This is a genomic window from Cellulosimicrobium cellulans, from assembly GCF_016907755.1.
Lineage (GTDB): Bacteria > Actinomycetota > Actinomycetes > Actinomycetales > Cellulomonadaceae > Cellulosimicrobium > Cellulosimicrobium cellulans_D.
Window position 1 is genome coordinate 1,235,782 of record NZ_JAFBCN010000001.1, and the last position, 26,436, is coordinate 1,262,217.

Here is a 26,436-nt window from a genome sequence, read left to right on the forward strand (position 1 = left end):
CCCGCATGACGGTCCTCGTGGGCGTCCTCGTCGGGGCCGCGACCTGGTGCGTGACCGTGCGGGGCGGGCGGCGGGCCCGCGGCGTCGTCGGCTCGCCGGCGCCGCGTCCGGGGCCACCGCCGTTCCTGCGGCGCCGGACCCGGACGCAGGCGGTGCCGGAGCTCGTGCGCGTCGTCGTGACGCAGGTGGGGTCGCTCCTGCGGTCCGGCGCCGCGCCCGGGGTCGCGTGGGAGCGCGCGGTCGGGGTGCGGGTCGACGCCGCGGGCGTCCCCCGGGTCGTCGACCTCGCGCCCCACGTGGGCGGGGCCGCGACCGCGCAGGCCCTCGTGGCGGCGTGCCGCCTGGCGCTCGAGGTGGGTGCGCCGCTCGCCTCCGTGCTCGACGAGGTCGCGGCCTCGGTGGCGGCGGACGCCGAGGCCCGCGCGGAGCGGGACGCCGCGCTCGCCGGACCCCGGGCGACCGCGCGCGTGCTCCTGTGGCTCCCGGCGGTGGGCGTCCTGCTGGGATACGTCCTCGGCGCCGACCCGCTCGGCACCGCGACCGACGGCGGCCTCGGTTCGGTCGGGGTGCTGCTCGGGCTCCTGCTCCTGCTCGCCGGGCGCACCTGGTCCGCACGGCTCGTCGAGCGGGCACGCGTCGCGGGAGAGGACCGGTGACCGCGCTCCTGGTGGTGGCGTGGGTCCTGGTGGCGACGACGCCGTGGTGGGTGGCGCGGTCGGCCGTCGGGCAGCGGGTCGTCGGGGTGGCGCGACGCGCGGCGAGCGCCGCCGGCCCGCCTGACGGGGCGTGGGGCGAGGGGGAGCGGGGGACCGGGCGCGGAGGCCGGGGGCGCCCGGACGACGCCGGGACCCCGATCGAGACCGGCGTGCTCCTCGAGCTCCTCGCGGCGGCCGTCCGCTCCGGCGCGGCCGTCCCACGTGCCCTGGACGTGGTCGGGTCGTGCGTCGGGGGTCGGGACGGTGCCGGACTGCGGGCCGCGGGGGCGGCCCTCCTCCTCGGCGCGTCGTGGGACGCCGCCTGGGTGGGCGCCCCGCCGCGGCTCGCGGTCGTGCAGCGCGCGCTGCGCCCGGCCTGGCTGCACGGTGCCGCCCCCGCGCCCGCGTTGCGGGCCGCGGCGCAGGCGTCGCGGCAGGACCGGACCGCCGCGGCCAAGACCGCCGCGGCGCGCCTCGCCGTGCACCTCGTCCTCCCGCTCGGCGCCTGCTTCCTCCCGGCGTTCGTGCTCGTCGGGCTGGTGCCCGTCCTCGTCTCGCTGGGGTCCGGTCTGCTGGGCGGGTAGCCGTCGACTGCCGGACTGTCGGCCCGACGTACTGCCGGACTGCCGGAAGCCCTGGTCGGTCGGTAGGTCCGGGTCCCACACCCGCTTCGGCATGCGGGCGACTGTCGGCAACAGGACCAGCGCGTGGAGGGCCGCGACCGGTCCGAGTGCACGTGTGCCCGGCCCGCACCTGTGCCGGTTCTTGCTCGTGCGGGGTCGAGCATGAGTGCCGTTCCTGCCGGACTGGCCGCTCACTACAGTGAGTCCATGGAAGCGACTGCCGTCGGCCCGACCGAGCCGGGAGCCCTCGCCCAGGGGCTCTGGGAGGAGGTCGGTAGCGGCGAGTCGTCCGCCCGGGTCTTCGTGAGCACGGACGGGGCTCGGTACGCCAAGGTCGTGGACGGCGACGAGGTGGTCGCGCTGGCCGGTGAACGTGACCGCGTGCGGTGGGCCGGTGACCAGGGGATCCCCGGGCCACGGCTGCTGGGATGGGCGGAAGCCCCAGGCGAGGCGGTCCTGACGACCACCGCGGTGGCGGGGACGCCCGCCGACCAGGTCGGTCCCGACCAGGCGCGCCGGGCGTGGGCGAACATCGTGGCGGCGGTCCGGGCGCTCCACGACGTCCCCGTGGGCGGCTGCCCGTTCGACCGCGGGCTGCGCACCATGTACGCGCTGGCGCAGGACGTGGTGGCGCGTGGCGCCGTGCGGCAGGAGTTCCTGCGTCCCGAGCAGGAGTCCCGGTCCGGCCACGACCTCCTCGCCGAGCTCACCGCAGAGCTGCCCGTGCGCCAGGAGCAGGAGGCGGCCGACCAGGTGGTCTGTCACGGCGACCTCTGCCTGCCCAACATCCTGCTCGACCCCGAGACGCTGGAGGTCTCCGGGTTCGTCGACCTCGGTCGCCTCGGAGCGGCCGACCGGCACGCCGACCTCTCGTTGCTGCTCGCGAGCGCGCAGGACACCTGGCCGGACGAGGCGCAGCACCTCCGGGATCAGCTCCAGCCGCTCTACGGGTCTCCGGTCGACGCGGACCGGCTCCGGTTCCACCTCTTCCTGGACCCGCTGACCTGGGACTGACGGCCCGCGCCCGCGGGGTCCTCGGCATGACGACCGACGACCGGCGGGTGCGGAGCCTCGGCGCGCACGCGCGCAGGGTTCTCGGCACGGCGATGCCCCGAGGCGCGGGGACCGTCGCCGTCCACAGGTCCGTCGCGCGAGGGTCCCGTCCACCGGCGGCGCGGCGCCGGGTGCGGACCCGGTCGGCGATCCGCCACGGTGTCCTGGACCGCCCGCGGACGCGGGCCACGAGAGGGGAGACCTGACATGCCAGGACGGGTTCGGCGCGCGCTCGCGCGCCTGACGGGGACGAGCACGGGACAGGACGGCGAGGCCGGTCTCGCGACCGCGGAGTACGCGATCGCGACCGTCGCGGCGGCGGGATTCGCCGGGCTGCTCATCGTCGTGCTCAAGAGCGGCGAGGTGCGCGAGCTGCTGCTCGGCATCGTGCGCAGCGCGCTGTCGCTGGGCTGAGCCGTGCGACGGGACGCAGGCACGGGCACCGGTGCGTGGGGCTGGCCCAGGCCGTTGGCGCTCAGCCCGCGGGAGGTCGGCCCGCGGGAGGCCTGCCCGCGGGAGGCCTGCCCGCGGGAGGTCGGTCCGCGCGAGGTCCGTCCGCGCGGGGCCCGGTCGCGCGACGACCGGGAGCGGGGTGCGGTCACGGCCGAGCTCGCCGTCGCGCTGCCGGCGGTCGTCCTCGTCCTCGTCGTCGTCCTCACCCTCGCCGCGGCGGCGGGCGCACAGATGCGCTCCGCCGACGCGGCGAGGGCCGCCGCCCGTGCGGCGGCCATCGGCGAGGACGACGCGACCGTGCGCGCGACGGCGCTCCGGGTGGCCGGGGACGGCGCGACCGTCGGCGTCGTGCGCGGCGACCCGTGGGTCGAGGTCCGCGTCACGACGCCCGTGGTGGGCGGGTGGCTCTCGGGATCGCCGCTGCGCGCCAGCGGCGAGGCCGTCGCGTGGGTCGAGCCATGACCCGTGACGCGACCGACGGGAGGAGAGGTCGCGCCGCGAGCGCCCGGCGGTCCCGCAGCACCCGTCGCCGCGCGGCCCAGGTCGAGATCGAGCGGCACGACGAGGCGCCCGACGCGGCGTCCGACGAGGAGCGCGGCGCGGGCACGGTGCTGGTGCTCGGCGTCGTCGCGGCCGTCCTCGTGCTCGCCCTCGGCCTGGCGGCGCTCGCGCACGCCCAGGCGGCCCGCGGGGCGGCCCAGACCGGCGCCGACCTCGCGGCGCTCGCGGCCGCCACGGCCGCTCGCGACGGCTGGGACCCGTGCGGACGCGCCCGCGAGGTCGCGGCACGCAACGCGGCGGCGGTCACCACGTGCGCCGAGCAGGGCGCCGGCGTCGTGCGGGTCGACGTCGCCTCGACCGCCGGCGTCACCGTCCTCGGTGTCGCGCTGGGCCGGGCGACGGCCGCCGCCCGCGCGGGTCCGGCGACCGCACGCTGAACGAGCGCGCTGGTCACGGTGACCGCCCACCCCGACCACCCCAGGCGACCACGCGCGGTCCGGCACAGAAACCCGGTTCTACCTCGCGCACACCACGGCTCTACCTCGCGCGACCAGGGCTCTACCTCGTGCGACCACGGTTCTACCTCGCGCGACCACGGCTCTACGGGGTGGGGGCGTGGGCGAGGACGGCGTCGAGCAGGCGCACGGCGGCGGCCTTCTCGAGCGGGGCGTTGTACGACCCGCACTTGGGGGACTGCACGCACGCCGGGCAGCCGTCGTGGCACGGGCAGCGCGCGATGGCGTCCCGCGTGGCGCGCAGCCACGTCGCGCCGAGCTCGTACCCGCGTTCGGCGAAGCCCGCTCCGCCGGGGTAGGCGTCGTGCACGAACACGGTCGCCTCGCCGGTATCGGCGTGCAGGGCGGTGGAGACGCCGCCGAGGTCCCAGCGGTCGCACGTCGCGAGGAGCGGCAGGAGGCCGATCGACGCGTGCTCGGCGGCGTGCAGCGCGCCGGGCAGCTCGTCGGCGTCGACCTCCGCCTCCTCGATCACGGACGCGGGGACCGTCCACCAGACGGCCATGGTCGGCAGCGTGCGCTCGGGGAGGTCGAGCGTCTCGGTGCCGAGCACCTGCAGGTCGGGCAGGCGGCGGCGCTGGAAGCTCACGACCTGCGAGCACACGTCGACCGGGCCGTAGCCCCAGCCGACGGGTCCCCAGGACCGCTCGACGACCTCGCGCCCCGCCGCGACGTCGCCGTCGGCAGGGTCGTCGACGATCGTGATGGACGTCGTGGACCGCGACCACGTCCCGTGGTCGACGTCCTGGCGGCGCACGAGCGCGACGTGGTCGGTCAGGTCGAGGTGCTCGACGACGTAGGTGCGGCCCTGGTGGACGTACACCGCGCCGTCGTGCACGGACCCGTCCGCGGACGCGGCGTCGACCGTGCCGAGCAGCCGGCCGGTGCGGGCCTCGGCGACCCGTACGGGCGCGCCGCCAGAGCCGCGCAGGTCCGTCATGCCCGACGCGGGCTGCGCGTGCGTCCAGTACCAGCCGGACGCGCGACGGCGCAGCGCGCCCCGGGCGACGAGCACGTCGAGCAGGCCGCGCACGGCGTCGGGGTCGCCGAACGCCGCGAGGTCGTCGGAGCGCAGCGGGTTCTCGGCCGCGGCCGCGCACAAGTGGGGCGCGAGGACGTAGGGGTTCGCGGGGTCGAACACGGTCGCCTCGAGCGGGGCGTCGAACACGGCCTCGGGGTGGTGCACGAGGAAGGTGTCGAGCGGGTCCTCCCGGGCGACGAACGCGACGAGGCCGTCGGCGCCCGCGCGCCCGGCGCGGCCCGCCTGCTGCCACACCGACATGCGGGTGCCCGGCCACCCCGCGATGAGGACGGCGTCGAGCCCGGAGATGTCGACGCCGAGCTCGAGCGCGTTGGTCGTCGCGAGGCCCAGGACGTCGCCCGTGCGCACGGCGTCCTCCAGCTCGCGCCGCTCCTCGGGCAGGTAGCCGCCCCGGTAGGCGGCGACGCGTCGCACGAGCCGCGGGTCGACGACGCGCACGCTGTCCTGCGTCTGGACCGCGACCGACTCCGCGCCCCGGCGTGAGCGCGTGAACGCGAGCGTGCGCGCCCCCGCGATGACGAGGTCCGCCAGGAGGTCGGCTGCCTCGGCGGTCGCGCTGCGTCGCGGGTGCTCCGCCGCGACGTCGACCGTCGTCGGGACGGTCGGGTCGTCCTCGTGACCCTCGGCGGACGCGTCGGAGGGTCCGGCCGTGGACGCCGCGTCGAAGCCCACGACGACGGGCGGCTCCCACAGCGCGAACGTCTTGCGCCCCGCGGGCGAGGTGTCCTGAGAGACGGTCACGACGTCGTCGGGCTCGACCCCCACGAGGCGCGCGGCGCTCGTCGCGGGGTCGGCGGTCGTGGCCGACGCGACGACGAACGTCGGCGGCCGGTCGCCCTCGCGCGCATAGTGGGTGGCGAGGCGCCGCAGGCGTCGCAGGACGAGGGAGACGTGCGCGCCGAACACCCCGCGGTAGGCGTGGCCCTCGTCGACGACGACGTAGCGCAGGTCGCGCAGCAGCCGCGACCAGCCGCGGTGGTACGGCAGGAGCGCGAAGTGCAGGAAGTCGGGGTTGGTCAGCACGACGTCGGCGTGCTCGCGGACCCAGCGCCGCTCGTCCTGCCCGGTGTCGCCGTCGCACGTCGCGACCCGCACGTCGCGCGTCCCCGCGGCGTCGAGCAGCCGCTGGAGCCCCGAGAGCTGGTCCGCGGCGAGCGCCTTGGTGGGGGACAGGTAGAGCACGGAGCCGCGACGCGCGACCGACTCGATGCGGCCGGGGTCGAGGACGCGCGCGGCGGCGTCGGCCCGCACCGCCGTGAGCGCGGGCAGCCAGAACGCGAGCGACTTGCCGGACCCCGTGGACGTGGCGAGCGCGACGTGCCGGCCCGACCACGCGGCGTCGGCCGCGACGACCTGGTGCTCCCACGGGCGGTCGACGCCGAGCGTGCGGTACCCCGCGACGAGCGACGTGTCGGCCCAGCCCGGCCAGTCGGCCTGCGTGCCCTCCCGCGCGGGCAGCTCGCGCACGTGCAGCAGCCGCTCGTCGCGCCGTCCGCCCGCGCGCAGCACGTCGAGCAGGGCCGCGCTCGTCGGTCGCAGGGAGGTGGGAGAGGGGGCGTGCGGCACGCCTCCGAGTCTCCCACCTCCGGCCCGTCCTTCGGCCGACGGAGGCCGTGCTCGGGACCTCCGGCCCTCGCGCGGCACGTGCCCCGCGGCTGAGGATCGACGCATGGGAGCGGTACGCGGGGTCCGGGTCGTGGCGACGACGGCGCTCGCCGTCGGGGCGCTCCTGCTCACCCGGCGCATGACCCAGACCTGGGGCACGTGGGAGGGCGAGCACGAGTGCGTGCTGCCGGGCGACGACCTCGTGCCGGACGCGCGCGCCGTCGTCGCGACGCGGGCCGTCACGGTCGACGCGCCGCCGGCGGACGTGTGGCCGTGGCTCGTGCAGCTCGGTCAGGGCCGCGGGGGCTTCTACTCGTACGACGCCCTGGAGAACCTGGTCGGCCTGGACATCCACAGCGCCGACGCGATCGAGGAGCGCTGGCAGGGCCTGGCCGTGGGCGACGACGTCCGCCTCGCCGACGAGGCCGCGCTGCGCGTCGCGCTCCTGGAGCAGGGCTCGCACCTCGTGCTGCTCGGCTCGCCGGGACCGGGACAGCCGGACACGATGCCGTTCCGGTTCTCGTGGGCGTTCGTCGTCCGCCCGCTGCCGCCGGGCGAGGACGGCGTGCCGCGCTCACGCCTGCTGGTCCGCGAGCGCTACCTCCCGCTCGGTGTCGTGGGCCGGGCCACGGTCGAGGCGGTACAGCCGGTGAGCTTTCTCATGACGCAGAAGATGCTGCGCGGCGTCCGCAACCGGGCGACGCGCCACCCTCACCGCTGAGTGCGGGACGTGTGCAGCCGAAGGCCCCGTTCGACGACAAATTTCCGCACTCGACGGTGAGGCGTGGCTCAGCCGCGGAAGACCTCCGCAACCGCGCGGGAGAGGTACCACGGGTCGACGACGGCGGTGAGCTCGCGGGCCGAGTGCATCGAGAGGATGGGGACGCCGACGTCGACCGTGCGGATGCCCAGGCGCGTCGCGGTGAGCGGGCCGATCGTCGAGCCGCACGGCACGGTGTTCTTGGACACGAACTCCTGGCTCGGCACGCCCGCCCGCGTGCAGGCGCGCGCCCAGGCCGCCGCACCGTGCGCGTCGGTCGTGTACCGCTGGTTCGCGTTGATCTTGAGGATCGGCCCGCCGCCCGCGAGCGGCCGGTTCGCGGGGTCGTGACGCTCCGGGTAGTTGGGGTGCACGGAGTGCCCGACGTCGCTCGACACGCACAGCGACGCCGCGAGCTGGCGGTGCCGCTCCTCCTCCGTCGCGCCGAGGCCGGCCGCGATCCGGTCGAGCACGTCCGCGAGGAACGGTCCCGACGCGCCGGAGCGTGACTCGGACCCGATCTCCTCGTGGTCGAACGCGGCGAGCACGGGGATCACGTCGCCGCCGACAGGGGCGTCCGGCGTCCCGGCGACCTCGAGCAGCGCGACGAGCCCGGCGTGCACGGAGAGCAGGTTGTCGAGGCGGCCCGACGCGAGGAACGCGCCGTGCGCGCCGAACACGCGCGGCGACTGCGTGTCCGCGACGACGACGTCGTAGCCCGCGACCTCGCTCGCCCGGACGCCCGCGTGGTGCGCGAGCTCGGCGACCACGTCGCCGCCGCCCGGCCCGGCCCCCGCACCCACCGCGTCGGACCCCGCCGGGCCGGCCGCCGAGGCCAGCCCCCACACCGGCTGCGTGTGCTGCTGCTTGTCGAGCGCGAGCCCGTCGTTCGCGGCACGGTCGAGGTGGATCGCGAGCTGCGGGACGCGCAGGAGCGGGCCGGTGCGCACGAGGTGCTCGACGCCGTCGGCCGTGACGAGGCGGCCGGCGAGCTCGAGCTCACGGTCGAGCCACGAGTTGAGCAGCGGCCCGCCGTAGACCTCGACGCCCGCCTGCCACCAGCCCTCGCGCACGACGCCGGGCCGCGGCTTGAGCTTGAAGCCGGGCGAGTCGGTGTGCGCGCCGAGGATCGCGAACGGCGTCGTCGCGGTCGCGCCCGCGGGGACCGCCCAGGCGATCACCGCGCCGTCGCGCACGACGACGTACCGCCCGCCCGGGGATCCGGCCCCGCCGCTGGGAGCCGACGGCCAGGCCGCCGTCTCGTCGAGCCGTTCGAAGCCGACGGCCTCCAGGCGACGAGCGACCTCGTGGGCCGCGTGGTACGACGACGGGGACGCCTCGACGAACGTCGCCAGGTCGTTGGCGTGCGCGAGCGCGCGGTCGTGCAGGGTCGGGTCGGTCACGGCGGGCGTGGTCGGTGAGGTCACCCGCCCATCATCGCCCACGGCGGGTCGTCACCCCGGGCCGCTGCCGGGAAGAGTCACCCGACGACGACCTCGAACGGTGCGCTGACGATCGCCGTGGCCGTGCCGGCCGTGCCGTCCCAGGCGTCGAGGTCGGCGGTGCTCCGGAGCGCGTCGACCTCGAGCACGTAGTACCCGGTGTAGGTGCCGGGTGCGAGCGTGCCGCCGTCGCACGGACTCGTCGGGGTGATGCCGAAGGGCTGGCGCTCCCCGGACGCGAGGTCGATCGGGTGGAACGGGTCGGGCTCCATCATCGGCACGGCGACGACCACCGCGTCGTCGACGAGCACCGTGCGCGCGAAACCGTTCGACGCCGCGACGAACGGCTCCTCGCCGTGGTTCGTGAGCTCGAGGGCCCCGACGTCACCGTCCCCGTCCTGCACGCCGGGGACCTCGGCCCCGCCCGGCCCGGTGAGCGTGAGCGTCGTCGTGGCGGCGAGGTCCGCCTCGGGAGTCCCGCACGCGACGGTCGTCCCGGTGAGCGGTGCGACGACCCCCGGCGGGGCGGACGTGGCCGCGGGCGGGGTTTCGGTGGCACGCCAACCCTGGAGTCCCAGCGACGCGGCCGCGACGCCGACCCCGACGACGCCGGCCGTCACGATCCCGGCCGTCGCGGTGCGGCGGACGCGTCGTCCGCGGCGGACCCGGTGCTGGACGTCGGCGAGCGGCAGCACGACGCCCTCGCGTCGTGGCGTGTCGGCGAGATCCTGGAGGGAGTCGTCGAGGCGGGTCATGCGTCTGCCCTCCGAGGCGTGGTCGGGGCGTGGGGAGTCCGGAGCTCGACCTGGTCGTCGGTGTCGTCGTCCGCCGTGTCGTCGAGGGGGCCCAGGAGGTTCTCGAGCTTGCCGACGGCGTTGTGCAGGTAGCGCTTGACCGTCCCCACGGAGAGCCCGAGGTGCTCGGCGATCCGCGGGACGGTGAGGTCGTCGTAGTAGCGCAGCACGACGCACGCGCGCTCCTGCGGCGCGAGCGCCCGTAGCGCGTCGCGGACGTCGGCGGAGGTGTCGGCGGCGTCCGCCGGGCCGTCCCGGTGCGGGGGGACGGCGACGAGGTGCTTGACATCACGCCAGCGTCGGGAGCGCCGGTACCCGTCGACGTACAGCGAGAGGATGGCGCGGCGCACGTACGACTCGGGAGCGTCGGGCCACCGGTGGCGGCGGGACCGGACGAACACGCGGACCACGGCCTCCTGCGCGAGGTCCTCGGCGGCGGCGACGTCCCCGGTGAGGAGGTACGCGTAGCCCACGAGCGCGCTGCCGCGGTCCCGCACGAGAACCGTGAGCGGGTCGTCGTCGGGGCGGTCCTGGCCGGTCGCTGGTCGCACGGTCCTCCTCGAGGTGGGACGGCGCGGGTGCGTTCGTCCTGTCGCACCCTGAGACGAGCGGCGCCCGCGAAACGTTGTACCGCGCGGGGCGCGGGTCCGCTCCCTAGGGTGGGTCCGTGAGCGCAGGCCGAGGAGCGGACGCGCCGGACCGCGCGACGACCTGGGTCATCCTGCCCGGGCTGGCGCTGACGCCCGAGGACTTCGCGCCGCTCGCGGACGAGCTCCGTGTCGTCGCCAGGACCGACGACGTCCGCGTCCTCGACGCGTGGCGCACGCCCGTCACCGGGCCGGTCGACGCGGTGCGGACGGCCCTGCGGGTCGACGGCTCCGGACCGGTGGGCCTCGTGGGGCACTCCGTGGGCGGGCTCGCCGCGCTGGAGTGGGCGCTGCTGCACCCGGGCGAGGTGCGCCGCCTCGTGCTCCTGGACCCGACGAGCCCGTGGGAGCCGCACCTCCCGGCCCTGCACCCGGGGCGGCCGACCGCCCGGGCGGGGGACGCGCTGGCTGCGCTGGTCGGCAGCGCGCTCGCGACCGCCGGACCGGCCCTGCGGCGCGGGGCGGTGCGGGTCGTCGCCCGCCGCCCGGACCCGCTCCCGCGCGACGTGGCGCGGGTGCGCTACGGGAGCGCGAGCACCTGGACGATGCTCGCCCACGAGTGGTTCGCGAGCTGGGAGCAGGCACCGCGTGTGCGCGCGCTGCTCGACTCAGGGCGCTCCCTGTCCACGGCGGCGGACCCGTTGCTCGTCACGGGTCTGCGCGGGAGCGCGCGGTTCCTGCGCCAGCAGCGGGAGCTGTCCGACCGGCTCGCCGTCCCGCGCGTCGGGCTCGCGGGCGAGGGGCACCTGTTCCCGCTCACCCGGCCCGACGTCGTCGCGCGACTCGCGGCGGGCGGTCACCGCACCCAGCGGCGGACGCCGGGCGCGCCGCACGGGCACGCCCGGCCCTGACCGGCCCTGACCGGCCCGGATCGGCGCCGGGTCAGGTGATCGTCAGCCGGACCGGTGCCGAGACGAGCCAGCCCTTGTAGAGGCCCCCACCCGTGGTCTCGGCGCCCCACGACCCGTCGACCTGCTGGAGCGAGTACCGCGTGATCATCCACGGGTGCACGACCTGCACCGTGTACTCGCCCGGCGGCAGGGACGCGTCCGAGGGCATGCCCCACTCGCACGCCACCGCGGTGGTGACGGCGTGGTCGAGCTGCTCGGTCGCGCCCGGCTCGAGGACGGCGTACGCCTCGGAGTCGGTGGCCGGCACGGTCGAGCTGACGATGGTCCCGTCCTGGGCGACGACGTACGCACGGAGCCAGCGGAAGTCGACCGTCTCGGTGCGCGCCGTGGGGAGCCCGGCGAGCCGGGCGGCGAGGGTGGCCTCGGTCCCGCCCGCCACCGAGAGGGCTCCCGGGGTCTCGAGCCGTGCGAGGAGCTCGTCGCCGGTCGGGGACGGGGCGGGCATGCCGCACTGGAGGTCCTCGTACGACGGCGCGCCAGGGAACGTCGTCGTCGGGCCGGTGAAGGCCCCGGGTACGGGGTCGGGGGTCGCCGGGGGCGCCGGGAGCTCCGCGTCGGGGGCGGCCGAGACCGTGAACGGGACCGACGGCGTCACGAGCCAACCGTCGAACAGCGGCTCGCCCGACCCGGTGGCGGCGGTCACGGGCTCGCCCCAGGCGCCGTCGCGCTCCAGCGCGTACGACGACACGACCCAGGGGACGACGACCGCGAGCTCGTAGTCGCCCGGCAGGAGCGACGGCGAGTGCTCCGTGACGCCGGCGGGGTCGCACGAGGCGAACGAGTCGACCGACGTGGTGAGGTCGAGCACGTCGCCCTCGGCGAGGTCGACCGGCGTCGCGCCGTCGAGGTTCGGGGGAGTCACGGACGACACGACGAGCCCGTCCTGCACGACGACGTACCCGGTGAGCCCGGTCGGGTCCAGGGCGCTCACGCGCGCGGCGGCGTCGACGGACACGCGGCCCGGGACCTCGACGAGGTCCGAGGACGCGACGGTGACGGCGGCGGGGTCGACCGACGCCGTCGCGAGCAGGGCCGCGCCCGTCGCGGCGGGTGCGGGCTCGCCGCACCGGAGCGCGTCGGTCGTGACGGGCGAGGGGAACGCGGCCCGGTACGTGGGTGCCGGGCTCGGCGTGGGCTCGGGGCTCGGGGCGGGAGCGGGCAGGACGGGGCGAGGGTCCTCGGCGAGCAGGGCGTTCGCGCCGACGCCCGCGGCGGCGACGGCGAGCACGGCGGCCGCACCGACGAGCACGGCGCGACGCCGGCGGACGTGGCGGACGCCGTCGCGGACGAGACCGGCGGAGGTCGCGTCGTCGGTCCGGAGGACCACCTCGTCGGCGACCGAACGCAGCACGACGTCGAGGTCGACGGGGCCGGGGTTCGTGGGGCGGTTCATCGCGCACCTCCAGGGGCGGACGGGGCGGTCCCGCGGACGGGAGGCGTGACGGGCAGGTCGTCGTCGGCGACGCGCAGCGGGCCGAGCCGTGCCGCGAGCTTGGCGTTCGCGTCGCTCAGGTACCGCTTGACGGTGCCCTCGCTCAGCGAGAGCCGTTCCGCGACGTCCCGGACGGTGAGGTCGGAGAAGTGGCGCAGGACGACGCACGCGCGCTCGCGGGGAGCCAGCGCGCCGAGCGCCTCGACGACGTCGACGCGCGCCTCGACGACCGGTTCGACGCGGTCGGCCGGGTCGGGCGGGGCGAGGAGGTGGCGCACGCCGTCCCAGCGCCGCCGCCGTCGGGTGCCGTCGAGGAACCCGCTGAGGACCGCGCGCCGGACGTAGCTCTCGGCGAGAGCGAAGTCGGTCGCCGCGCGGCCCCGCCGGAACGTCCGGAACAGGGCGTCCTGCACGAGGTCCTCCGCCTCCGTGACGTCTCCGGTCAGGAGATAGGCGTAGCCCACCAGGGCGCGTCGCCGCGTGCGGACGATCTCGTCCAGCACCTCTTCCCATCGCGCCATCGCGACCGCCTCCCCGCTCGTGGAACCACTCTTGTCCTTCTCAACGACGGGGTCGAGGGTTTCGTTGGGGTGGCGGGAGAGCGCGGTTCGGTGCGGCCCAGGGCCGGTCGGCGCGCCACGTTTGTGACGTCCTGCACGAGTGGTCGTGACGTGCGCCACACGTGCGTAGACTCACCCCCATCGCTCCGGCAGGGGACCGGCGCGACGGTCGCGCGGTTCGTCAAGGAGGACGGATGCTCACGCTCGGTTCGGAAAGTCTCACCATCGTCACCGTCATCGCGGTGATCGCGCTCGTGGCGCTGGTCTTCGCGTTCGTCCTGCGCAGACAGGTCCTGGCCGCGGAGGACGGCACGGCGAAGATGCAGGACATCGCCCAGGCCGTGCAGGAGGGCGCCGGGGCCTACCTGAGCCGCCAGTTCCGCACGCTCGCGCTGTTCGCGGCGATCGTGTTCGGCCTGCTGTTCCTGCTGCCCGGTGACGGCGGCATCCGCGTCGGGCGCTCGGTCGCGTTCCTCGTCGGTGCCGGGTTCTCGGCGGCGATCGGTTACCTCGGCATGTGGCTCGCGGTGCGCGCCAACGTGCGCGTCGCGTCGGCCGCGACCCGGCCCGGCGGACGCACCGAGGGCGCGCGCATCGCGTTCCGGACGGGCGGCGTCGTGGGCATGTCGGTCGTGGGCCTCGGCCTGCTCGGCGCCGCGGGGGTCGTGCTGATCTACAAGGGCGACGCCCCGGCCGTGCTCGAGGGCTTCGGCTTCGGTGCCGCGCTGCTCGCCATGTTCATGCGCGTCGGCGGCGGCATCTTCACCAAGGCGGCCGACGTCGGCGCCGACCTGGTCGGCAAGGTCGAGCAGGGCATCCCCGAGGACGACCCGCGCAACGCGGCGACGATCGCGGACAACGTGGGCGACAACGTCGGCGACTGCGCCGGGATGGCCGCCGACCTCTTCGAGTCGTACGCCGTGACGCTCGTCGCCGCGCTCATCCTCGGCAAGGCGGCGATGGGCGAGGAGGGCCTCGTCTTCCCGCTCGTGGTCACGGCGATCGGCGCGCTCGTCGCGGTGCTCGGCGTCTTCATCACGCGCGTGCGCGGCCAGGAGAACGGGCTCAAGGCCATCTATCGCGGCTTCTACCTGTCCGCGCTCATCGGTGCCGTGCTCGCCGCGGTCGCGGCGTTCGTCTACCTGCCGTCGTCGTTCTCGGCGCTCGACGGCACCGCGGACCTCGGCGACCTGTCGGGCCTCGCGGCCGACCCGCGCGTCGTCGCGAGCCTCGCGGTCGTCATCGGCATCGTCCTCGCGGGCATCATCCTGTGGATCACGGGCTACTTCACCGGCACGACGTCGAAGCCGACCCTGCACGTGGCCGCCACCTCCCGCACGGGTGCGGCGACGGTCGTCCTGTCCGGCATCGGCGTCGGGTTCGAGTCCGCGGTGTACACGGCGGGCGTGATCGCCGCCGCGATCTGCGGCCTGTTCCTCCTCGCGGGCGGCTCCGTGTGGCTCGCGCTGTTCCTCGTGGCGCTCGCCGGGTGCGGGCTGCTCACCACGGTCGGCGTCATCGTCGCGATGGACACGTTCGGCCCGGTCTCCGACAACGCGCAGGGCATCTACGAGATGTCGGTCGGCGAGTCGGGCGACGGCGACCCGGAGGCCGCGCAGATCCTCACGGACCTCGACGCGGTCGGGAACACGACGAAGGCCATCACCAAGGGCATCGCGATCACGACGGCGGTCCTCGCCGCGACCGCGCTCTTCGGGTCGTACGCCGACGCCGTGAGCCACGCGATGGCGGACGTCCAGACGGTCGGGAGCGGCCTCGTCACGGCGATGCTCGACTACGAGATCATCTCGCCGATCACGCTCGTGGGCGTGATCCTCGGCGCCGCGACGGTCTTCCTCTTCTCCGGCCTCGCGATCGACGCCGTGACGCGGGCCGCCGGGGCGATCGTCTTCGAGGTGCGCCGCCAGTTCCGCGAGCACCCGGGGATCATGACGTTCCAGGAGCGCCCGGAGTACGGCAAGGTCGTGGACATCTGCACGCGCGACTCGCTGCGCGAGCTCGCGACTCCGGGTCTGCTCGCTGCGTTCGCGCCCATCGCGGTCGGGTTCGGCCTGGGCGTCGGCCCGCTCGCCGGCTTCCTCGCCGGGGCGATCGGCGCGGGCGTGCTCATGGCGGTCTTCCTCGCCAACTCGGGCGGTGCGTGGGACAACGCGAAGAAGATCGTCGAGGACGGCGCGTACGGCGGCAAGGGCTCCGAGGCGCACGCGGCGACCGTCATCGGCGACACCGTCGGCGACCCGTTCAAGGACACGGCCGGCCCGGCGATCAACCCGCTCATCAAGGTCATGAACCTCGTGTCGGTGCTCATCGCGCCCGCGGTGGTGCTCATGAGCGTCCCCGCGGACGCGAACCACGCCCTGCGCATCGGCATCGCCGTGGTCGCGGCGGCGATCGCGTTCGGCGCGGTGATCATGTCTCGCCTGCGGGCGGCGCGGGTCGACCGCGAGGAGTCGTCGGTCGAGCCGGAGCGGGTCGCGACCGGCGCCTGACCGACCGCGGACCAGCACACGACGACGCCCGGGCCTCCCTGGCCCGGGCGTCGTCGTGTGCTGGTCTCGTGGACCGGGTCCGCTCTCAGCCCTTGACGGTGAACGGCGCGCGCAGGAGCGCGTCCTCGCGGGACGACGGGCCGACGCGGAGCTCGAACTCGCCCGGCTCGACGACCCGGTGGCCCTGCGCGTCGACGAGCGTGCAGTCCGCGACGGGTACCTCGAGGTCGACGACGGCGGACTCGCCGGGCGCGAGCGCGACCTTGCGGTACGCCTTGAGCTCCTTCTCCGCCCACGTCACGGACGTGACCGTGTCGCTCACGTAGACCTGCACGGTCTCGCGGACGGGCCGCGTCCCGGTGTTGGTCAGCGTGACCTGGGCACGGACGACGTCGTCGGGACCGTGCACCGAGCCCAGGACGCGCAGGTCCGCGTACTCCACCGTCGTGTAGCTCAGGCCGTCCCCGAAGGCGAAGGCGGGGCGCTGGGTGAGGTCGGCGTACCGGTCGCCGTGCTGGCCGCGGACCACGTTGTAGTACGTGGGCTGCTGGCCGGCGTGGCGCGCGAAGGAGATCGGGAGCCGGCCCTCGGGCTCGATCTGCCCCAGCACGAGCTCGGCCACGGCCTGCCCGCCGCGCATGCCCGGGTTCGCGGCCCAGACGATCGCGGCCGCGGCGTGGGCGGACGGCGGGAGCACGAGCGGCTTGGACGCGACGACGACGACCACGACGGGGGTGCCGGTCGCGACGAGCGCGTCGAGCAGGGCGACCTGACCGCCGACGAGCTCGAGCGTCGCGGTCGACTTGCCCTCGCCGACGAGCTCGATCCGGTCGCCGACGACGGCGACGACGAGGTCCGCGTCGCGCGCCGCGGCCACGGCCTCGGCGATGAGCGCGTCGTCGGGGTCGGCGGGCACGACGACCTGCGGGCGCGGCTGGCCGTCGGGGAACAGCTCGCCCTCGGGGTCGGGCTCGAGCGTGAGGATGTCGGCGCCGCGCGCGTGCGTGACCGTCCAGCCCTCGGGGACGAGGGCGCGGAAGCCGTCGAGGACGGTCGTCGTCATCTCGCGCGGGTGGCCGTCGGGCAACCAGTCGGCCTGGCCCGACGCGCCGGCCCAGTCGCCGAGCTGGGTGTGGTCGTCGTCCGCGTTGGGCCCGACGACGGCGACCGTGCGCCCGCCCGTGAAGGGGAGCGTGCCGTCGTTCGTGAGCAGGACGAGCGAGCGCCGTGCGACCTCGAGGTTGACGGCGGTGTGCTCCGCCGAGGCGATGACGGCCTCCTGGCGTGCCACGTCGGGACGTCGCGGGTCCTCGAACAGGCCGAGCCGGAACTTGAGCGTGAGGATGCGGCGCACGGCCGCGTCGATCGCGGTCTCCTCGACGAGCCCGCGCGCGACCGCCTCGAGCGCGCCCTCGAAGAACTTCGGCGTCGTCATGACCATGTCGTTGCCCGCGCGCACGGCGGCGGCGGAGGCGTGCACGTAGTCGGGCTGGATGTGCTGCTCCCAGACCATGCGGCCCACGTTGTCCCAGTCGGTGACGAGCGTGCCCGTGTAGCCCCACTCGCCGCGCAGGACGTCGTCGAGCAGCCAGCCGTTGACGGTGACGGGCACGCCGTCCATGGACTGGTAGCCGAGCATGAACGTCGCGCAGCCCTCGCGCGCGACGCGCTCGAACGGGGGCAGGAACCAGGACCGGAGCTTGCGCGGCGAGATGTCGGCCTCGCTCGCGTCGCGGCCGCCCTGGGTCTCGGAGTAGCCGGCGAAGTGCTTGGCGGTCGCGAGGACCCCGGTCGGGTCCGCGAGGCCGTCGCCCTGGTACCCGCGCACCATCGCCGACGCGAGCTCGCCGATGAGGTACGGGTCCTCGCCGAACGTCTCGTCGACGCGCCCCCAGCGCAGGTCGCGCGCGATGCACAGCACGGGGGAGAACGTCCAGTGGATGCCGGTCGCGGCGACCTCGACCGCCGTGGCGCGGGCGACCTGCTCGACGAGCTCGGGGTCCCACGTGGCGGCCATGCCGAGCTGCGTGGGGAAGATCGTCGCGCCGACCCAGAAGGAGTGGCCGTGGATGCAGTCCTCGGCGACGAGCAGGGGGATGCGGAGCCGCGTGCGCTCGACGAGCGCGTGCGCCTCGACCACGTTCTGCGGGGACGTGTGCAGCAGCGACCCCGCGTGCTTGTCCAGGACCGCCGGCCCGACGCCGTCGCGCGCGTCGAGCTGCAGCATCTGCCCGACCTTCTCGGGGAGCGTCATCCGCGCGAGGAGGTCCTCGACGCGGTCGGCCACGGGCAGAGCGGGGTCGAGGTAGGGGAGGGTGCTCACGGACGGTCCTTCCACGGCGACGGCGACGGTTCCCCGGGGCGGTGCGTGTCGGGCGGGTCGCCGCCGACGCGCTCGGGAGCCCGGGCGCGGCCACTCTACCGGTAAAACTGAATAACCGGTAAGTAAGTTTGTGGCCTCAGTGCCAGTGGTCCAGGAAGCGCGCGACCGTCTCCGTCGCGTGGTCCAGGACGCGCCCGTCCTCCGCCGCCGCCGCGGAGAGCAGCGCCGCGTCGACGACGTGGGCCACCAGGTCGACGTCCGTCACGTGCGCGTGCCCCGACGCGTCCAGCACGGTCCGCGCCGCCGCGAGCAGACGCGGGCGCGACGCCCGCATGATCGGCCGCAGCGCAGGGTCGCGCATCGCCGTGAGCATCGGGTCCAGCCGCACGTCGACCACCGTGTCGTCCACGTGCGGCGCGTACAACGTCTCGATCAGCTCGCGCGCCGTCGCCGTGCTCGAACGAGGTTCCCGCGACAGCGCGTCGGCCCGCTCCTGCGCCGCCGTCGCGCGCACGTCCTCCGCGGCCTCGACCGCCGTCGAGACCAGCGACGCGCTCGTCGGGAAGTAGTACGACGCCGAGCCCTGCGGCACGCCCGCCGCCCGCGCCACCTGGCGGTGGGTCACGGCGCCGAAGCCCTCCTCGATGAGCAGGTGCGCCGCTGCCTCCACCATCGCGCGCTGCCGCTGCGCACTGCGCCCCTGCACCGTCGCGCGCGCGCCGTGCGCCGGGTCGTGGACCGTCCCGCGCGTCGCCCCGGCCGCGGCGCTCTCCCCGTCGCGCCGCGCCGCCCGGTCGATGGTGCCCGCTCCGTCGTCCACGGGGCCATCGTAGTGAGGCCGACGCCGCGCGCCCGGAGCCCGACGAGGTAGAGCCGTGGTCGCGCGAGGTAGAGCCGTGGTTGGTCGAGGTAGAGGCGTGGTCACCCTGCCCGACGGCGTGTGGTCGGGTTGGGTGGTCGGGGTGGGTGGTGGCGCCGCGTCTACCATCCGCCGCTCGTTCCTCGCGGCTCCCGTGTTTTCGGTCGGGATCGTCCTGCGTTCGCAAGCTCACTCCGGACGATCCCTCGTCCAGGCCCGCCACGACGCGGCACCACCACCCACCCCGACCGGCTTCGACTCGCCCTGGTCTCCGCTCACCTCGGGCGACTGCCCGCGGGGTCGGGTCCGCGGTGCCCTCGAGCGCCGACCCGCCGCGGACCCGACCCCGCGGGCCTGAGACCCGAGCGCCATCGCCGCGGACCCGATCCGCGAGCCCGGAACCGGGGCGAGGAATAACCTATACGTGCGTATGGTTATTGATCTCGGACCGTGACTGCGGTCCGTGAGAACGAACGAGGAGTGGACAGAGATGGTCGCCGCCGAGGGGCTCGTCATCGACTGGGCGCAGATGCCCACGTACAACACCGTGATGTCCGTCGCCGTCGGCGCCGGGCTGATCCTGCTCGTCATGCTCGGCCGTGAGCTGCTCCGGTCGCCGGGGAAGGTCGTCGTCGAGGGGTGGTCGCTCGCGTTCGGCGTGCTCGGCACGATCCTCACGGCGACGGGCCTGCACATGACGCTCACGTGGCCGCTCGCCGCGGGCGGCTTCCCGTTCGACAACATCATCTTCGGCGAGACGAGCCTCGCGTTCGGCGTGCTGCTGCTCGCAGCGGCGTTCTACCTGTGGACGCGCGGCCGGGCTGCGCTCGAGCGCGCGGACGCGACGGAGCACCTGCAGGCCGTGGCCCGCCCGGTCTCGGTGTTCGTGCTCGGCATGGGCCTCGGGCTCGTCGCCATCGCGGTCGCGGGCGTCACGTACCAGCTCTTCGCCGCGCCGCCGGAGGAGCCCATCTCGGGCGCGTTCGCCGCGTACCCGCTCGTCGAGGCGATCTTCATGTCGGGGCTCATCGCGCTCGTCGGGGTGGGGGCGATCCTCTTCCCGTTCGCGGTGCGCTCGGGGCGCCGTGTCGTGCGGACCGTCATCGGCTGGGCCTGGGGGCTGTCCGGGGTGGCGTTCCTGCTGTTCGGCGCCATGAACTTCTTCACCCACATCGGGCTCATCGTCAACACGATGGGCTGACGACGGGCCGCCGTCGGGCGGGCGGTCGGGACCCCGCGGGCCAGGAGGGCACGCGGGGTTCGCCTCGCGCGCGCGAGGCGTCATCATAGGGGCCATGCAATCACCGGTGCGCGTCGTGGCCCATGCCGCGGTCCTCGCCGTCGTCGCCGGGCTGTGCCTGGCCGTCGTCGCGAGCGGGGCGTTCGACGTCGTGTCGTTGCCCGACGCCGCCCCGGCCGCCGTGCCGTCCCCGCCCGCCGCGTCGGAGGGCGGGGACGGCGCCCCGGTGGACGACGGCGGCGCCGACGACACCCCGGGGGCCGCGCCCGACGGCGGGGCGGCCCAGCCGGGGGGCGCGGGCGAGGGCACGACGGCGGACCCCGCCGCCGCGACCGCCGTCGACCCGGTCTGCCGGGACGCCGAGGTCGCGTGGGGGGCTGCGGCCAAGGCGCAGGTCAACCTCACCGTCGAGCACCCCGAGGCGCTGGTCGAGGGCTTCACGACGGCGCGGGACGCGCTCGCCGGGGCGACGCCGCCAGGCGAGATCGCGCGCGACTGGGCCGTCGTGACGACCTATCTCACGATGATCGCCGACGAGGTCGAGGCGACCGGCGCACGCGACACGGGCGAGCTGTCCCGAGCGATCGACCGCGTCGGGCGCCGCATCGACACCGGCGCGCTCACGTCGTCGTCGCAGGCCGTCACGGACTACTTCCGGGCGGGCTGCACCCGCTGACCGGGTCGCGGCGGTCTTTCACCCCGTGGCGCTCGCCACATGGGGAGCGGTCCCCACCTCGGCGGTTTGAGGGCGCGCGAGGCGCCGGCATGGGAAACCATGGGGCACATGCGCAACCGACTGACGATCACGAAGACCACGACCGCCCTCGCGACGAGCGCCCTTCTCGTGCTCGGCCTCGCCGCCTGCGGCGGCTCGGGCGACGACGCGAGCACCGACTCCGAGACGACCGCGTCGGAGGAGACGACCCCGGCCGAGGACGAGTCCACCGACACGACCGAGTCGGAGGACGCCACGGAGGAGGAGACCGGCGACGCCGAGGCGTCGGGCGACTTCTGCACCGCCTACCAGACGCTCCTCGACGCCCAGAGCACGCTCGGCTCGATCGACTCCAGCGACCCGGCCGCCGCCGTCACCGAGTTCGAGACGTTCACCGCGTCCCTCGAGGCTGCTGAGGCCCCCGCCGAGATCAGCGGCGACTGGGACACGGTCACGGGCGTGTTCCGCCAGCTCACCGACACGCTCGAGACCGCCGTGGACGACCCGGCCAGCGCCGACCTGTCCTCCATCACGTCGCTCATGACCGACGAGTCGTTCCAGACCTCCGCCCAGAACGTCGCGGTGTACGGCACGCAGAACTGCTGACGTCCCCTGCTCCTACCCGGACCCCGGCCCGCCTCGGCGCGCCGGGGTCCGGTGCGTCCGGGGCCGGACCGGCTCTCCCCGCGCGGATCCGCCAGGATGGACCCATGCCTCCTGCCGACGCCGCACCTGCCTCCTCCCTGCCCGCCGCACCGGACGCCGTCGTGAGCCCGGCCCCGCCCGGCGCAGGCCTGGCGCCGGCGGAGCTCGGGGCAGCGGCGGCGAGGCTGCGCGCGGACCTCGCAGCGGCCGGGTTCACGGTCGACGGCGTCGAGCGGGTGCTCGGCCCGGTCGCGTCGGCCGCGTTGCACCGCGAGCAGGCCGTGCCCGCGCGGCGCGCGCTGCGGGGCCGGGAGGGTGACCCGACGGCCGCGCTGGCGGCGTTGTTCCTCCTCGGCGACGACGTCCCGCGCGCCGTGCTCGACGCCGCCCTCGGGCGTACCGGGGTCGACGGCGCCCGGCGGCTCGGGCTGGTCGAGGCCGCGGGCGCGGCCGACGACGACGCCGTGCGCGCCGTCGTCGACCTGCGGCCGTACGCGGCGTCGGACGCGGCGGGCCCGGTGACGTGGTGGCTGTCCTCGGACCTGGGCGAGCTCGCGACGGGCCACCGGCTCGCGCCGGACCACGTGCTGGGCGCGGGCGGGGCGTCCCTGACGCTCGCCCAGGTGACGGTCCGCACGCAGGTCGGGCGCGTGCTCGACCTCGGGACGGGCTGCGGGATCCAGGCCCTGCACGCCGCGCGGCACGCAGGGTCGGTCGTCGGCACCGACATCTCGCGCCGGGCCCTCGGCTTCGCGGCGTTCAACGCGGCGGTGAACAGGGCGGGGTCCGACGCACCGATCGAGCTCCGCGCGGGGTCGATGCTCGAGCCCGTGGCAGGCGAGCGGTTCGACCTCGTCGTGTCGAACCCGCCGTTCGTCATCACCCCGCGCGGCGGGGGCGACGGGGCGGACGCGCTGCCCGCGTACGAGTACCGCGACGGCGGGCGCGCGGGCGACGACGTCGTGCGCGACCTCGTGACAGGCGTCGGCGCGGTGCTCGCGCCGGGCGGCGTGGCCCAGCTCCTCGGCAACTGGGAGCACCGCCGCGGCGTCCCGTGGGACGAGCGCGTCGGGGCGTGGCTCGACGAGGCCGGGCTGGACGGCTGGGTGGTCCAGCGCGAGGTGCAGGACCCGGCCGAGTACGCGGAGACGTGGATCCGCGACGGCGGGACGACGCCGGAGCGGGAGCCCGCGGCCTGGGCCACCGCCTACGACGCGTGGCTCGACGACTTCGCGGCCCGCGACGTGGAGGCCGTCGGGTTCGGGATCGTGACCCTGCGGCGCCCGCTCGACGGCGACCGCCCCACCCTGCACCGGCTCGAGGAGCGCACCGGGCCGGTCCGCCAGCCGCTGGGGGGCCACCTCGCGGCTGCGCTCGCCGCGCACGACTGGCTCACGGCCCGCGACGACGCCGCGCTCGCGGGCGCGCGCCTCGCCGTCGCGGCCGACGTGACCGAGGAACGGTTCCACACGCCGGGAGCGCCCGACCCCACGGTCGTCCTGCTGCGCCAGGGCGACGGGTTCGGGCGGGCCGTCCAGGCGTCGACGGGGCTCGCGGCGCTCGTCGGGGCGAGCGACGGCGAGCTCACCGTCGGGCAGCTCGTCGGGGCGATCGCTGCGCTCTTCGAGGTCCCGGCGGACGACCTCGCGGGCGAGCTGCTGCCGACGGTGCGGGGTCTTGTGGGCGACGGCTTCCTGGTGCCGGTCGGCTGACACCGGGGCCCGGTGCCGGCCGCGGGACCTGCGGTCAGGGGCGCGCTGCGGGCGGCGCGACGAGCGCGGCGAGCAGCGCGTCGATCGTGCGCCGCGTCACCGCGACCATGTCGACGCGGTCGGGGTCCAGGAGCCACTGGACCTGGAGGCCGTCCATGACGGCGACGATCGCGGCCGCGGACTGCTCGACGTCGGTGCCCGCGGGCACCTCGCCCCGCTCCAGGGCCTCCTCCAGCGCGCGCTCGACCAGGGCGCGCAGGCCGACGTACCGGTCACGGAACCACTGCTGCGCGGGGTGCCCGTCGGTGACGGACTCGGCGGACAGCACCGCGTAGAGCTGGGTGATGCCAGGTCTCTCGACGTTGCGGGCGACCGTCTCGACCAGGTGGTCCAGGTACGCGAGCCCCTGCGGGCGGGACGACGCGCGGGCGGGACCGCCGTCGCCGTCGTCCGCGTCCTCGGCGTCGCGCGCGTGGAGGAGCGCGGTGAGCAGCCCCTCCTTGGTCCGGAAGTGGTGGAGGATCGCGGGCGCGGAGATCCCCACCTCGTCGGCGATCTCGGCGAGCGAGGCCCCGTGGTAGCCACGCGTCGCGAACGCTGCCGCCGCGACGTCGAGGATCTCTTGACGGCGGCGGCCGCCGCGCCCGCGCGGGACGCGGGGCGAGGGGACGTCTGCGTCGTCGTCGGCGCTCACGGGGGCAGCCTATGCGGCTGAGTCGTCCGGAAGGCCTGCGAGACCGCCGCGAGACAGGGCAGTGCCGCACCGATACGTTCAGGTCGCATGGACCTCGAGGTGCGTCACCTGCGCATGATCGTGGTGGTGGCCGAGTCGGGCAGCGTGACCAAGGCGGCCGCGTCGCTCGGTCTCGCGCAGCCCGCCCTCACCGCCCAGCTCAACCGGATCGACCGTGTGCTGGGCGGGTGCGTGTTCACGCGCGACCGCCAGGGGGCGCGCCCGACCGAGCTCGGTGAGGTGGTGCTGCGGCACGCGCGCGTCGTGCTGCCCGCGATGGCGGCGCTCGTCGACGACGCGCGGCGGCACGTGTCGGACCGCGCGACGGCGGGTCCGGTCCGCGTGGGGACGGTGAGCTCCGCGATCGGCGGGCTGTTCGCGAACCGCCTGCACGCGGCGCTGCCCGCGGCGCTCGGGGTCGACGACCTCCTCGTCACGACGGCGACGTCGTGGTCCGTCGAGGAGACGGCGGAGCGGCTCGCGAGCGGGACCCTCGACGTCGCGCTGGTCGGCATGTGCGGCGACGCGGCCCCGCCGGCGGAGGGCGGCGTCGTGTGGACGGCGGTCTCGACGGACCCCGTGTTCGTCCTCGTCGACGAGTACCACCCGGTCGCGGCGCGGGACGCCGTCGGGCTGGGCGAGCTCGCCGACGCGCTGTGGCTCACGGCCCCGGGCACCGGCTGCTTCGAGCGGTGCTTCGTGAGCGCGTGCGTGCGTGCGGGGTTCACGCCGCGGGCGATGGGGGAGTCGGACCGGACGTCGTGCATCGACCAGGTGCGCGGCGGCCACGCGGTCGCGCTCGTCCAGCCCGTGCTGCTCGACGCACCGGGCGTGCGGACGGTCGCCCTCGACGGGGCTCCGCTGCGCTGGACGCACCACGTGGGCTGGCGCCGTGACGCGGCCGAGCGCCTGCCGGTGGACGCGATCGCACGCGCCGCCTCGGGGGCGCACCGCGACGCGGTGCAGCGCTCGCCGCGCTACCGGCGCTGGCGTGCCGAGCACCCGGTGGAGATCGCGTAGGGGCGAGCCCGCACATAGCGCCCGCGTATGACCTGATCGTGATCTGGGCGTGCGCCGGAGGTCTCCCTAGCGTGACCCTCGACCGGGCCGCCCGGCCCGGCGAAGGGAATGGACGACATGACACGACCACTCCGCAGGAGGATCGCCGCGGTCACCGCCGCCGCGACGCTCCTGACGGGCGCGGCCGCGACGCACGCCGTCGCGGGTACGCCCGCCCCCGAGGACCAGCGCGCGACGGTGCGCGCGGTCCCCAAGACGACCCCCGGCCTGGAGCGCGCGCTGCAGCGCGACCTGGGCCTCAGCGCGCGGGACGCACGGACGCGGCTCGCCTTCCAGTCCGACGCGGCAGGAACCGAGGCGGCGCTCGAACGTCGCCTGGGCGCCGACTACGCGGGCGCCTGGGTCGACGACGCCGCGAACGTCCTCTACGTCGGCGTCACCGACGCCGCGGACGCCCGCGCGGTGCGGGCCGAGGGCGCCATCGCGGTGACCGTGGACCACACGCTCGCCGACCTCGAGACCTGGCGCGCGACCCTCGACGGGGCGCTCGCCGACGACCCGGCGGCGCTGCCGGGCTGGTACGTCGACGTGACGCGCAACCGCGTCGTCGTCTCCGTGCGCGAGGGCGGCGGGTCCGACGTCGCCGCGCAGGTCGCGGCGGCGGGCGTGCCCGCGGACGCGGTGGCGTACGAGGAGACGGCCGAGGTGCCGCGGCCGCTGATCGACGTCGTCGGCGGCAACGCCTACACGATCGGCGGCGGGACGCGGTGCTCCGTCGGGTTCGCGGTCCAGGGCGGGTTCGTCACCGCCGGGCACTGCGGCTCGGCCGGTGCGCGCACGTCGGGCCCGGCCGGCACGTTCCGCGGGTCGAGCTTCCCCGGCAACGACTACGCCTGGGTCCAGGTCGACGCGGGCAACACGCCGGTGGGCGCCGTGAACAACTACGCGGGCGGCCGCGTGGCCGTGGCCGGGGCGACGCAGGTGCCGGTCGGCGCGTCGGTGTGCCGGTCGGGCTCCACGACCGGCTGGCACTGCGGGACGGTCCTGGCGTACAACGCCTCGGTCACGTACGCGCAGGGCACCATCACCGGCCTCATCCGCACGAACGTGTGCGCCGAGCCGGGCGACTCCGGCGGCTCGCTGCTCGCGGGCAACCAGGCGCAGGGCGTCACGTCGGGCGGGTCCGGCAACTGCAGCTCCGGCGGCACGACGTACTTCCAGCCCGTCGGGGAGATCCTGTCCGCGTACAGGCTCACGCTCGTCACGAGCGACGGTGGGGGCGGTGACCCCGAGCCCCCGACCGGATGCACCGGCTACGCCCGGACGTACACCGGCACGCTCTCCGCCGGGGCGACGGCCGTCCAGCCGAACGGGTCGTACTACACGGCCGCGACCGCGGGCTCCCACCGCGGCTGCGTCACGGGCCCGGCCGGCAGCGACTACGACCTGTACCTGCAGCAGTGGAACGGCTACTCGTGGGCGACGGTCGCGCAGTCCACGTCGCCGGGGGCCAACGAGTCGCTCACGTACGACGGCGCGGCGGGCTACTACCGGTTCGTCGTGCACGCCTACGCAGGCTCGGGCCCCTACACCCTGGCCACGACAACCCCCTGAGGCCCTGCCTGACCCCTGTCCGCGTCGAGCAC

24 protein-coding genes are annotated in these 26,436 nt (G+C 75.8%); 15 read left to right on the forward strand and 9 right to left on the reverse strand.

The window, feature by feature from the left end; translation table 11 throughout:
- Window positions 1-5: 5 nt before the first annotated feature.
- The 6 genes from JOE63_RS05375 (at window position 6) to JOE63_RS05400 (ending at window position 3,762) form a co-directional block, all read left to right on the forward strand.
- Window positions 6-656, forward strand: coding sequence for a hypothetical protein (locus JOE63_RS05375; RefSeq protein ID WP_239576627.1), 651 nt, complete (start codon window positions 6-8; stop codon window positions 654-656).
- Entirely contained in the window at window positions 653-1,279 is a 627-nt protein-coding gene (locus JOE63_RS05380; protein WP_307839945.1) for a type II secretion system F family protein, read from the forward strand. Before JOE63_RS05375 ends, JOE63_RS05380 begins: the two co-directional genes overlap by 4 nt.
- Before the next feature lie 246 nt (window positions 1,280-1,525).
- Complete coding sequence (locus JOE63_RS05385) at window positions 1,526-2,332, forward strand: aminoglycoside 3'-phosphotransferase (protein WP_087471063.1); 807 nt, start codon at window positions 1,526-1,528, stop codon at window positions 2,330-2,332.
- Between the two features lie 246 nt (window positions 2,333-2,578).
- On the forward strand, window positions 2,579-2,785 hold the full coding sequence (locus JOE63_RS05390) for a DUF4244 domain-containing protein (protein ID WP_167551039.1): 207 nt from the start codon (window positions 2,579-2,581) through the stop codon (window positions 2,783-2,785).
- 3 nt (window positions 2,786-2,788) lie between these two features.
- Complete coding sequence (locus JOE63_RS05395; protein ID WP_307839946.1) at window positions 2,789-3,286, forward strand: TadE family type IV pilus minor pilin; 498 nt, start codon at window positions 2,789-2,791, stop codon at window positions 3,284-3,286.
- Window positions 3,283-3,762 (forward strand): Rv3654c family TadE-like protein, encoded by a 480-nt coding sequence (locus JOE63_RS05400; protein ID WP_204539711.1) that lies wholly within the window; start codon window positions 3,283-3,285, stop codon window positions 3,760-3,762. The genes JOE63_RS05395 and JOE63_RS05400 overlap by 4 nt, the downstream gene beginning before the upstream one ends.
- Window positions 3,763-3,925: 163 nt before the next feature.
- Here JOE63_RS05400 and JOE63_RS05405 read toward each other — a convergent pair whose 3' ends face one another.
- Entirely contained in the window at window positions 3,926-6,448 is a 2,523-nt protein-coding gene (locus tag JOE63_RS05405) for a DEAD/DEAH box helicase (RefSeq protein WP_307839947.1), read from the reverse strand.
- 103 nt (window positions 6,449-6,551) lie between these two features.
- Here JOE63_RS05405 and JOE63_RS05410 point away from each other — a divergent pair, with 103 nt between their 5' ends.
- Window positions 6,552-7,208, forward strand: coding sequence for an SRPBCC family protein (locus tag JOE63_RS05410; RefSeq protein ID WP_204539716.1), 657 nt, complete (start codon window positions 6,552-6,554; stop codon window positions 7,206-7,208).
- Window positions 7,209-7,276: 68 nt separating this feature from the next.
- Here the strand turns inward: JOE63_RS05410 and JOE63_RS05415 are convergent, their stop codons facing one another.
- The 3 genes from JOE63_RS05415 to JOE63_RS05425 are packed head-to-tail and all read right to left on the reverse strand — an operon-like array spanning window position 7,277 to window position 10,034.
- Window positions 7,277-8,674, reverse strand: coding sequence for a M18 family aminopeptidase (locus JOE63_RS05415; protein ID WP_374058995.1), 1,398 nt, complete (start codon window positions 8,672-8,674; stop codon window positions 7,277-7,279).
- Between the two features lie 53 nt (window positions 8,675-8,727).
- The gene (locus JOE63_RS05420) at window positions 8,728-9,444 is read right to left on the reverse strand and encodes a hypothetical protein (protein ID WP_204539719.1); all 717 of its coding nucleotides are present in this window, start codon (window positions 9,442-9,444) and stop codon (window positions 8,728-8,730) included.
- A complete protein-coding gene (locus JOE63_RS05425; protein ID WP_204539722.1) occupies window positions 9,441-10,034 on the reverse strand; it encodes a sigma-70 family RNA polymerase sigma factor in 594 nt (197 codons plus the stop codon). Before JOE63_RS05425 ends, JOE63_RS05420 begins: the two co-directional genes overlap by 4 nt.
- A gap of 116 nt (window positions 10,035-10,150) precedes the next feature.
- Between JOE63_RS05425 and JOE63_RS05430 the strand changes: the two genes are divergently transcribed.
- Window positions 10,151-10,981 carry an alpha/beta fold hydrolase gene (locus JOE63_RS05430; protein WP_204539725.1) on the forward strand — a complete coding sequence of 277 codons (831 nt, stop codon included), beginning with the start codon at window positions 10,151-10,153 and terminating at the stop codon, window positions 10,979-10,981.
- A 31-nt stretch (window positions 10,982-11,012) separates the two neighbouring features.
- On the opposite strand, the gene JOE63_RS05435 is transcribed toward JOE63_RS05430, so the two are convergent.
- Window positions 11,013-12,434, reverse strand: a complete 1,422-nt coding sequence (locus JOE63_RS05435) for a hypothetical protein (protein WP_204539728.1) — start codon at window positions 12,432-12,434, stop codon at window positions 11,013-11,015.
- Entirely contained in the window at window positions 12,431-12,994 is a 564-nt protein-coding gene (locus JOE63_RS05440) for a sigma-70 family RNA polymerase sigma factor (RefSeq protein ID WP_204539731.1), read from the reverse strand. Before JOE63_RS05440 ends, JOE63_RS05435 begins: the two co-directional genes overlap by 4 nt.
- A gap of 233 nt (window positions 12,995-13,227) precedes the next feature.
- On the opposite strand from JOE63_RS05440, the gene JOE63_RS05445 reads away from it, so the two are divergent.
- Entirely contained in the window at window positions 13,228-15,543 is a 2,316-nt protein-coding gene (locus JOE63_RS05445; protein WP_204539734.1) for a sodium-translocating pyrophosphatase, read from the forward strand.
- Window positions 15,544-15,628: 85 nt separating this feature from the next.
- On the opposite strand, the gene JOE63_RS05450 is transcribed toward JOE63_RS05445, so the two are convergent.
- On the reverse strand, window positions 15,629-17,866 hold the full coding sequence (locus JOE63_RS05450) for an exo-beta-d-1,3/1,6-glucosidase (RefSeq protein ID WP_307839948.1): 2,238 nt from the start codon (window positions 17,864-17,866) through the stop codon (window positions 15,629-15,631).
- Window positions 17,867-18,002: 136 nt separating this feature from the next.
- Window positions 18,003-18,686 (reverse strand): TetR/AcrR family transcriptional regulator, encoded by a 684-nt coding sequence (locus JOE63_RS05455; RefSeq protein ID WP_087471071.1) that lies wholly within the window; start codon window positions 18,684-18,686, stop codon window positions 18,003-18,005.
- A 502-nt stretch (window positions 18,687-19,188) separates the two neighbouring features.
- Here JOE63_RS05455 and JOE63_RS05460 point away from each other — a divergent pair.
- From JOE63_RS05460 to JOE63_RS05475, 4 genes are all read left to right on the forward strand, one after another.
- Window positions 19,189-19,926: a DUF981 domain-containing protein gene (locus tag JOE63_RS05460; RefSeq protein WP_307839949.1), complete on the forward strand. Its 738-nt coding sequence runs from the start codon at window positions 19,189-19,191 to the stop codon at window positions 19,924-19,926.
- Window positions 19,927-20,020: 94 nt separating this feature from the next.
- Window positions 20,021-20,641, forward strand: a complete 621-nt coding sequence (locus JOE63_RS05465) for a hypothetical protein (RefSeq protein WP_204539737.1) — start codon at window positions 20,021-20,023, stop codon at window positions 20,639-20,641.
- A 108-nt stretch (window positions 20,642-20,749) separates the two neighbouring features.
- On the forward strand, window positions 20,750-21,286 hold the full coding sequence (locus JOE63_RS05470; RefSeq protein WP_157759579.1) for a hypothetical protein: 537 nt from the start codon (window positions 20,750-20,752) through the stop codon (window positions 21,284-21,286).
- Window positions 21,287-21,390: 104 nt separating this feature from the next.
- On the forward strand, window positions 21,391-23,037 hold the full coding sequence (locus tag JOE63_RS05475; RefSeq protein ID WP_204539740.1) for a DUF7059 domain-containing protein: 1,647 nt from the start codon (window positions 21,391-21,393) through the stop codon (window positions 23,035-23,037).
- A 34-nt stretch (window positions 23,038-23,071) separates the two neighbouring features.
- On the opposite strand, the gene JOE63_RS21630 is transcribed toward JOE63_RS05475, so the two are convergent.
- Window positions 23,072-23,731 (reverse strand): TetR/AcrR family transcriptional regulator, encoded by a 660-nt coding sequence (locus JOE63_RS21630; RefSeq protein WP_204539743.1) that lies wholly within the window; start codon window positions 23,729-23,731, stop codon window positions 23,072-23,074.
- A gap of 87 nt (window positions 23,732-23,818) precedes the next feature.
- On the opposite strand from JOE63_RS21630, the gene JOE63_RS05485 reads away from it, so the two are divergent.
- A complete protein-coding gene (locus JOE63_RS05485) occupies window positions 23,819-24,790 on the forward strand; it encodes a LysR family transcriptional regulator (RefSeq protein ID WP_204539746.1) in 972 nt (323 codons plus the stop codon).
- 117 nt (window positions 24,791-24,907) lie between these two features.
- Window positions 24,908-26,404, forward strand: a complete 1,497-nt coding sequence (locus JOE63_RS05490; RefSeq protein ID WP_204539749.1) for a S1 family peptidase — start codon at window positions 24,908-24,910, stop codon at window positions 26,402-26,404.
- The last annotated feature ends 32 nt before the right edge of the window (window positions 26,405-26,436 follow it).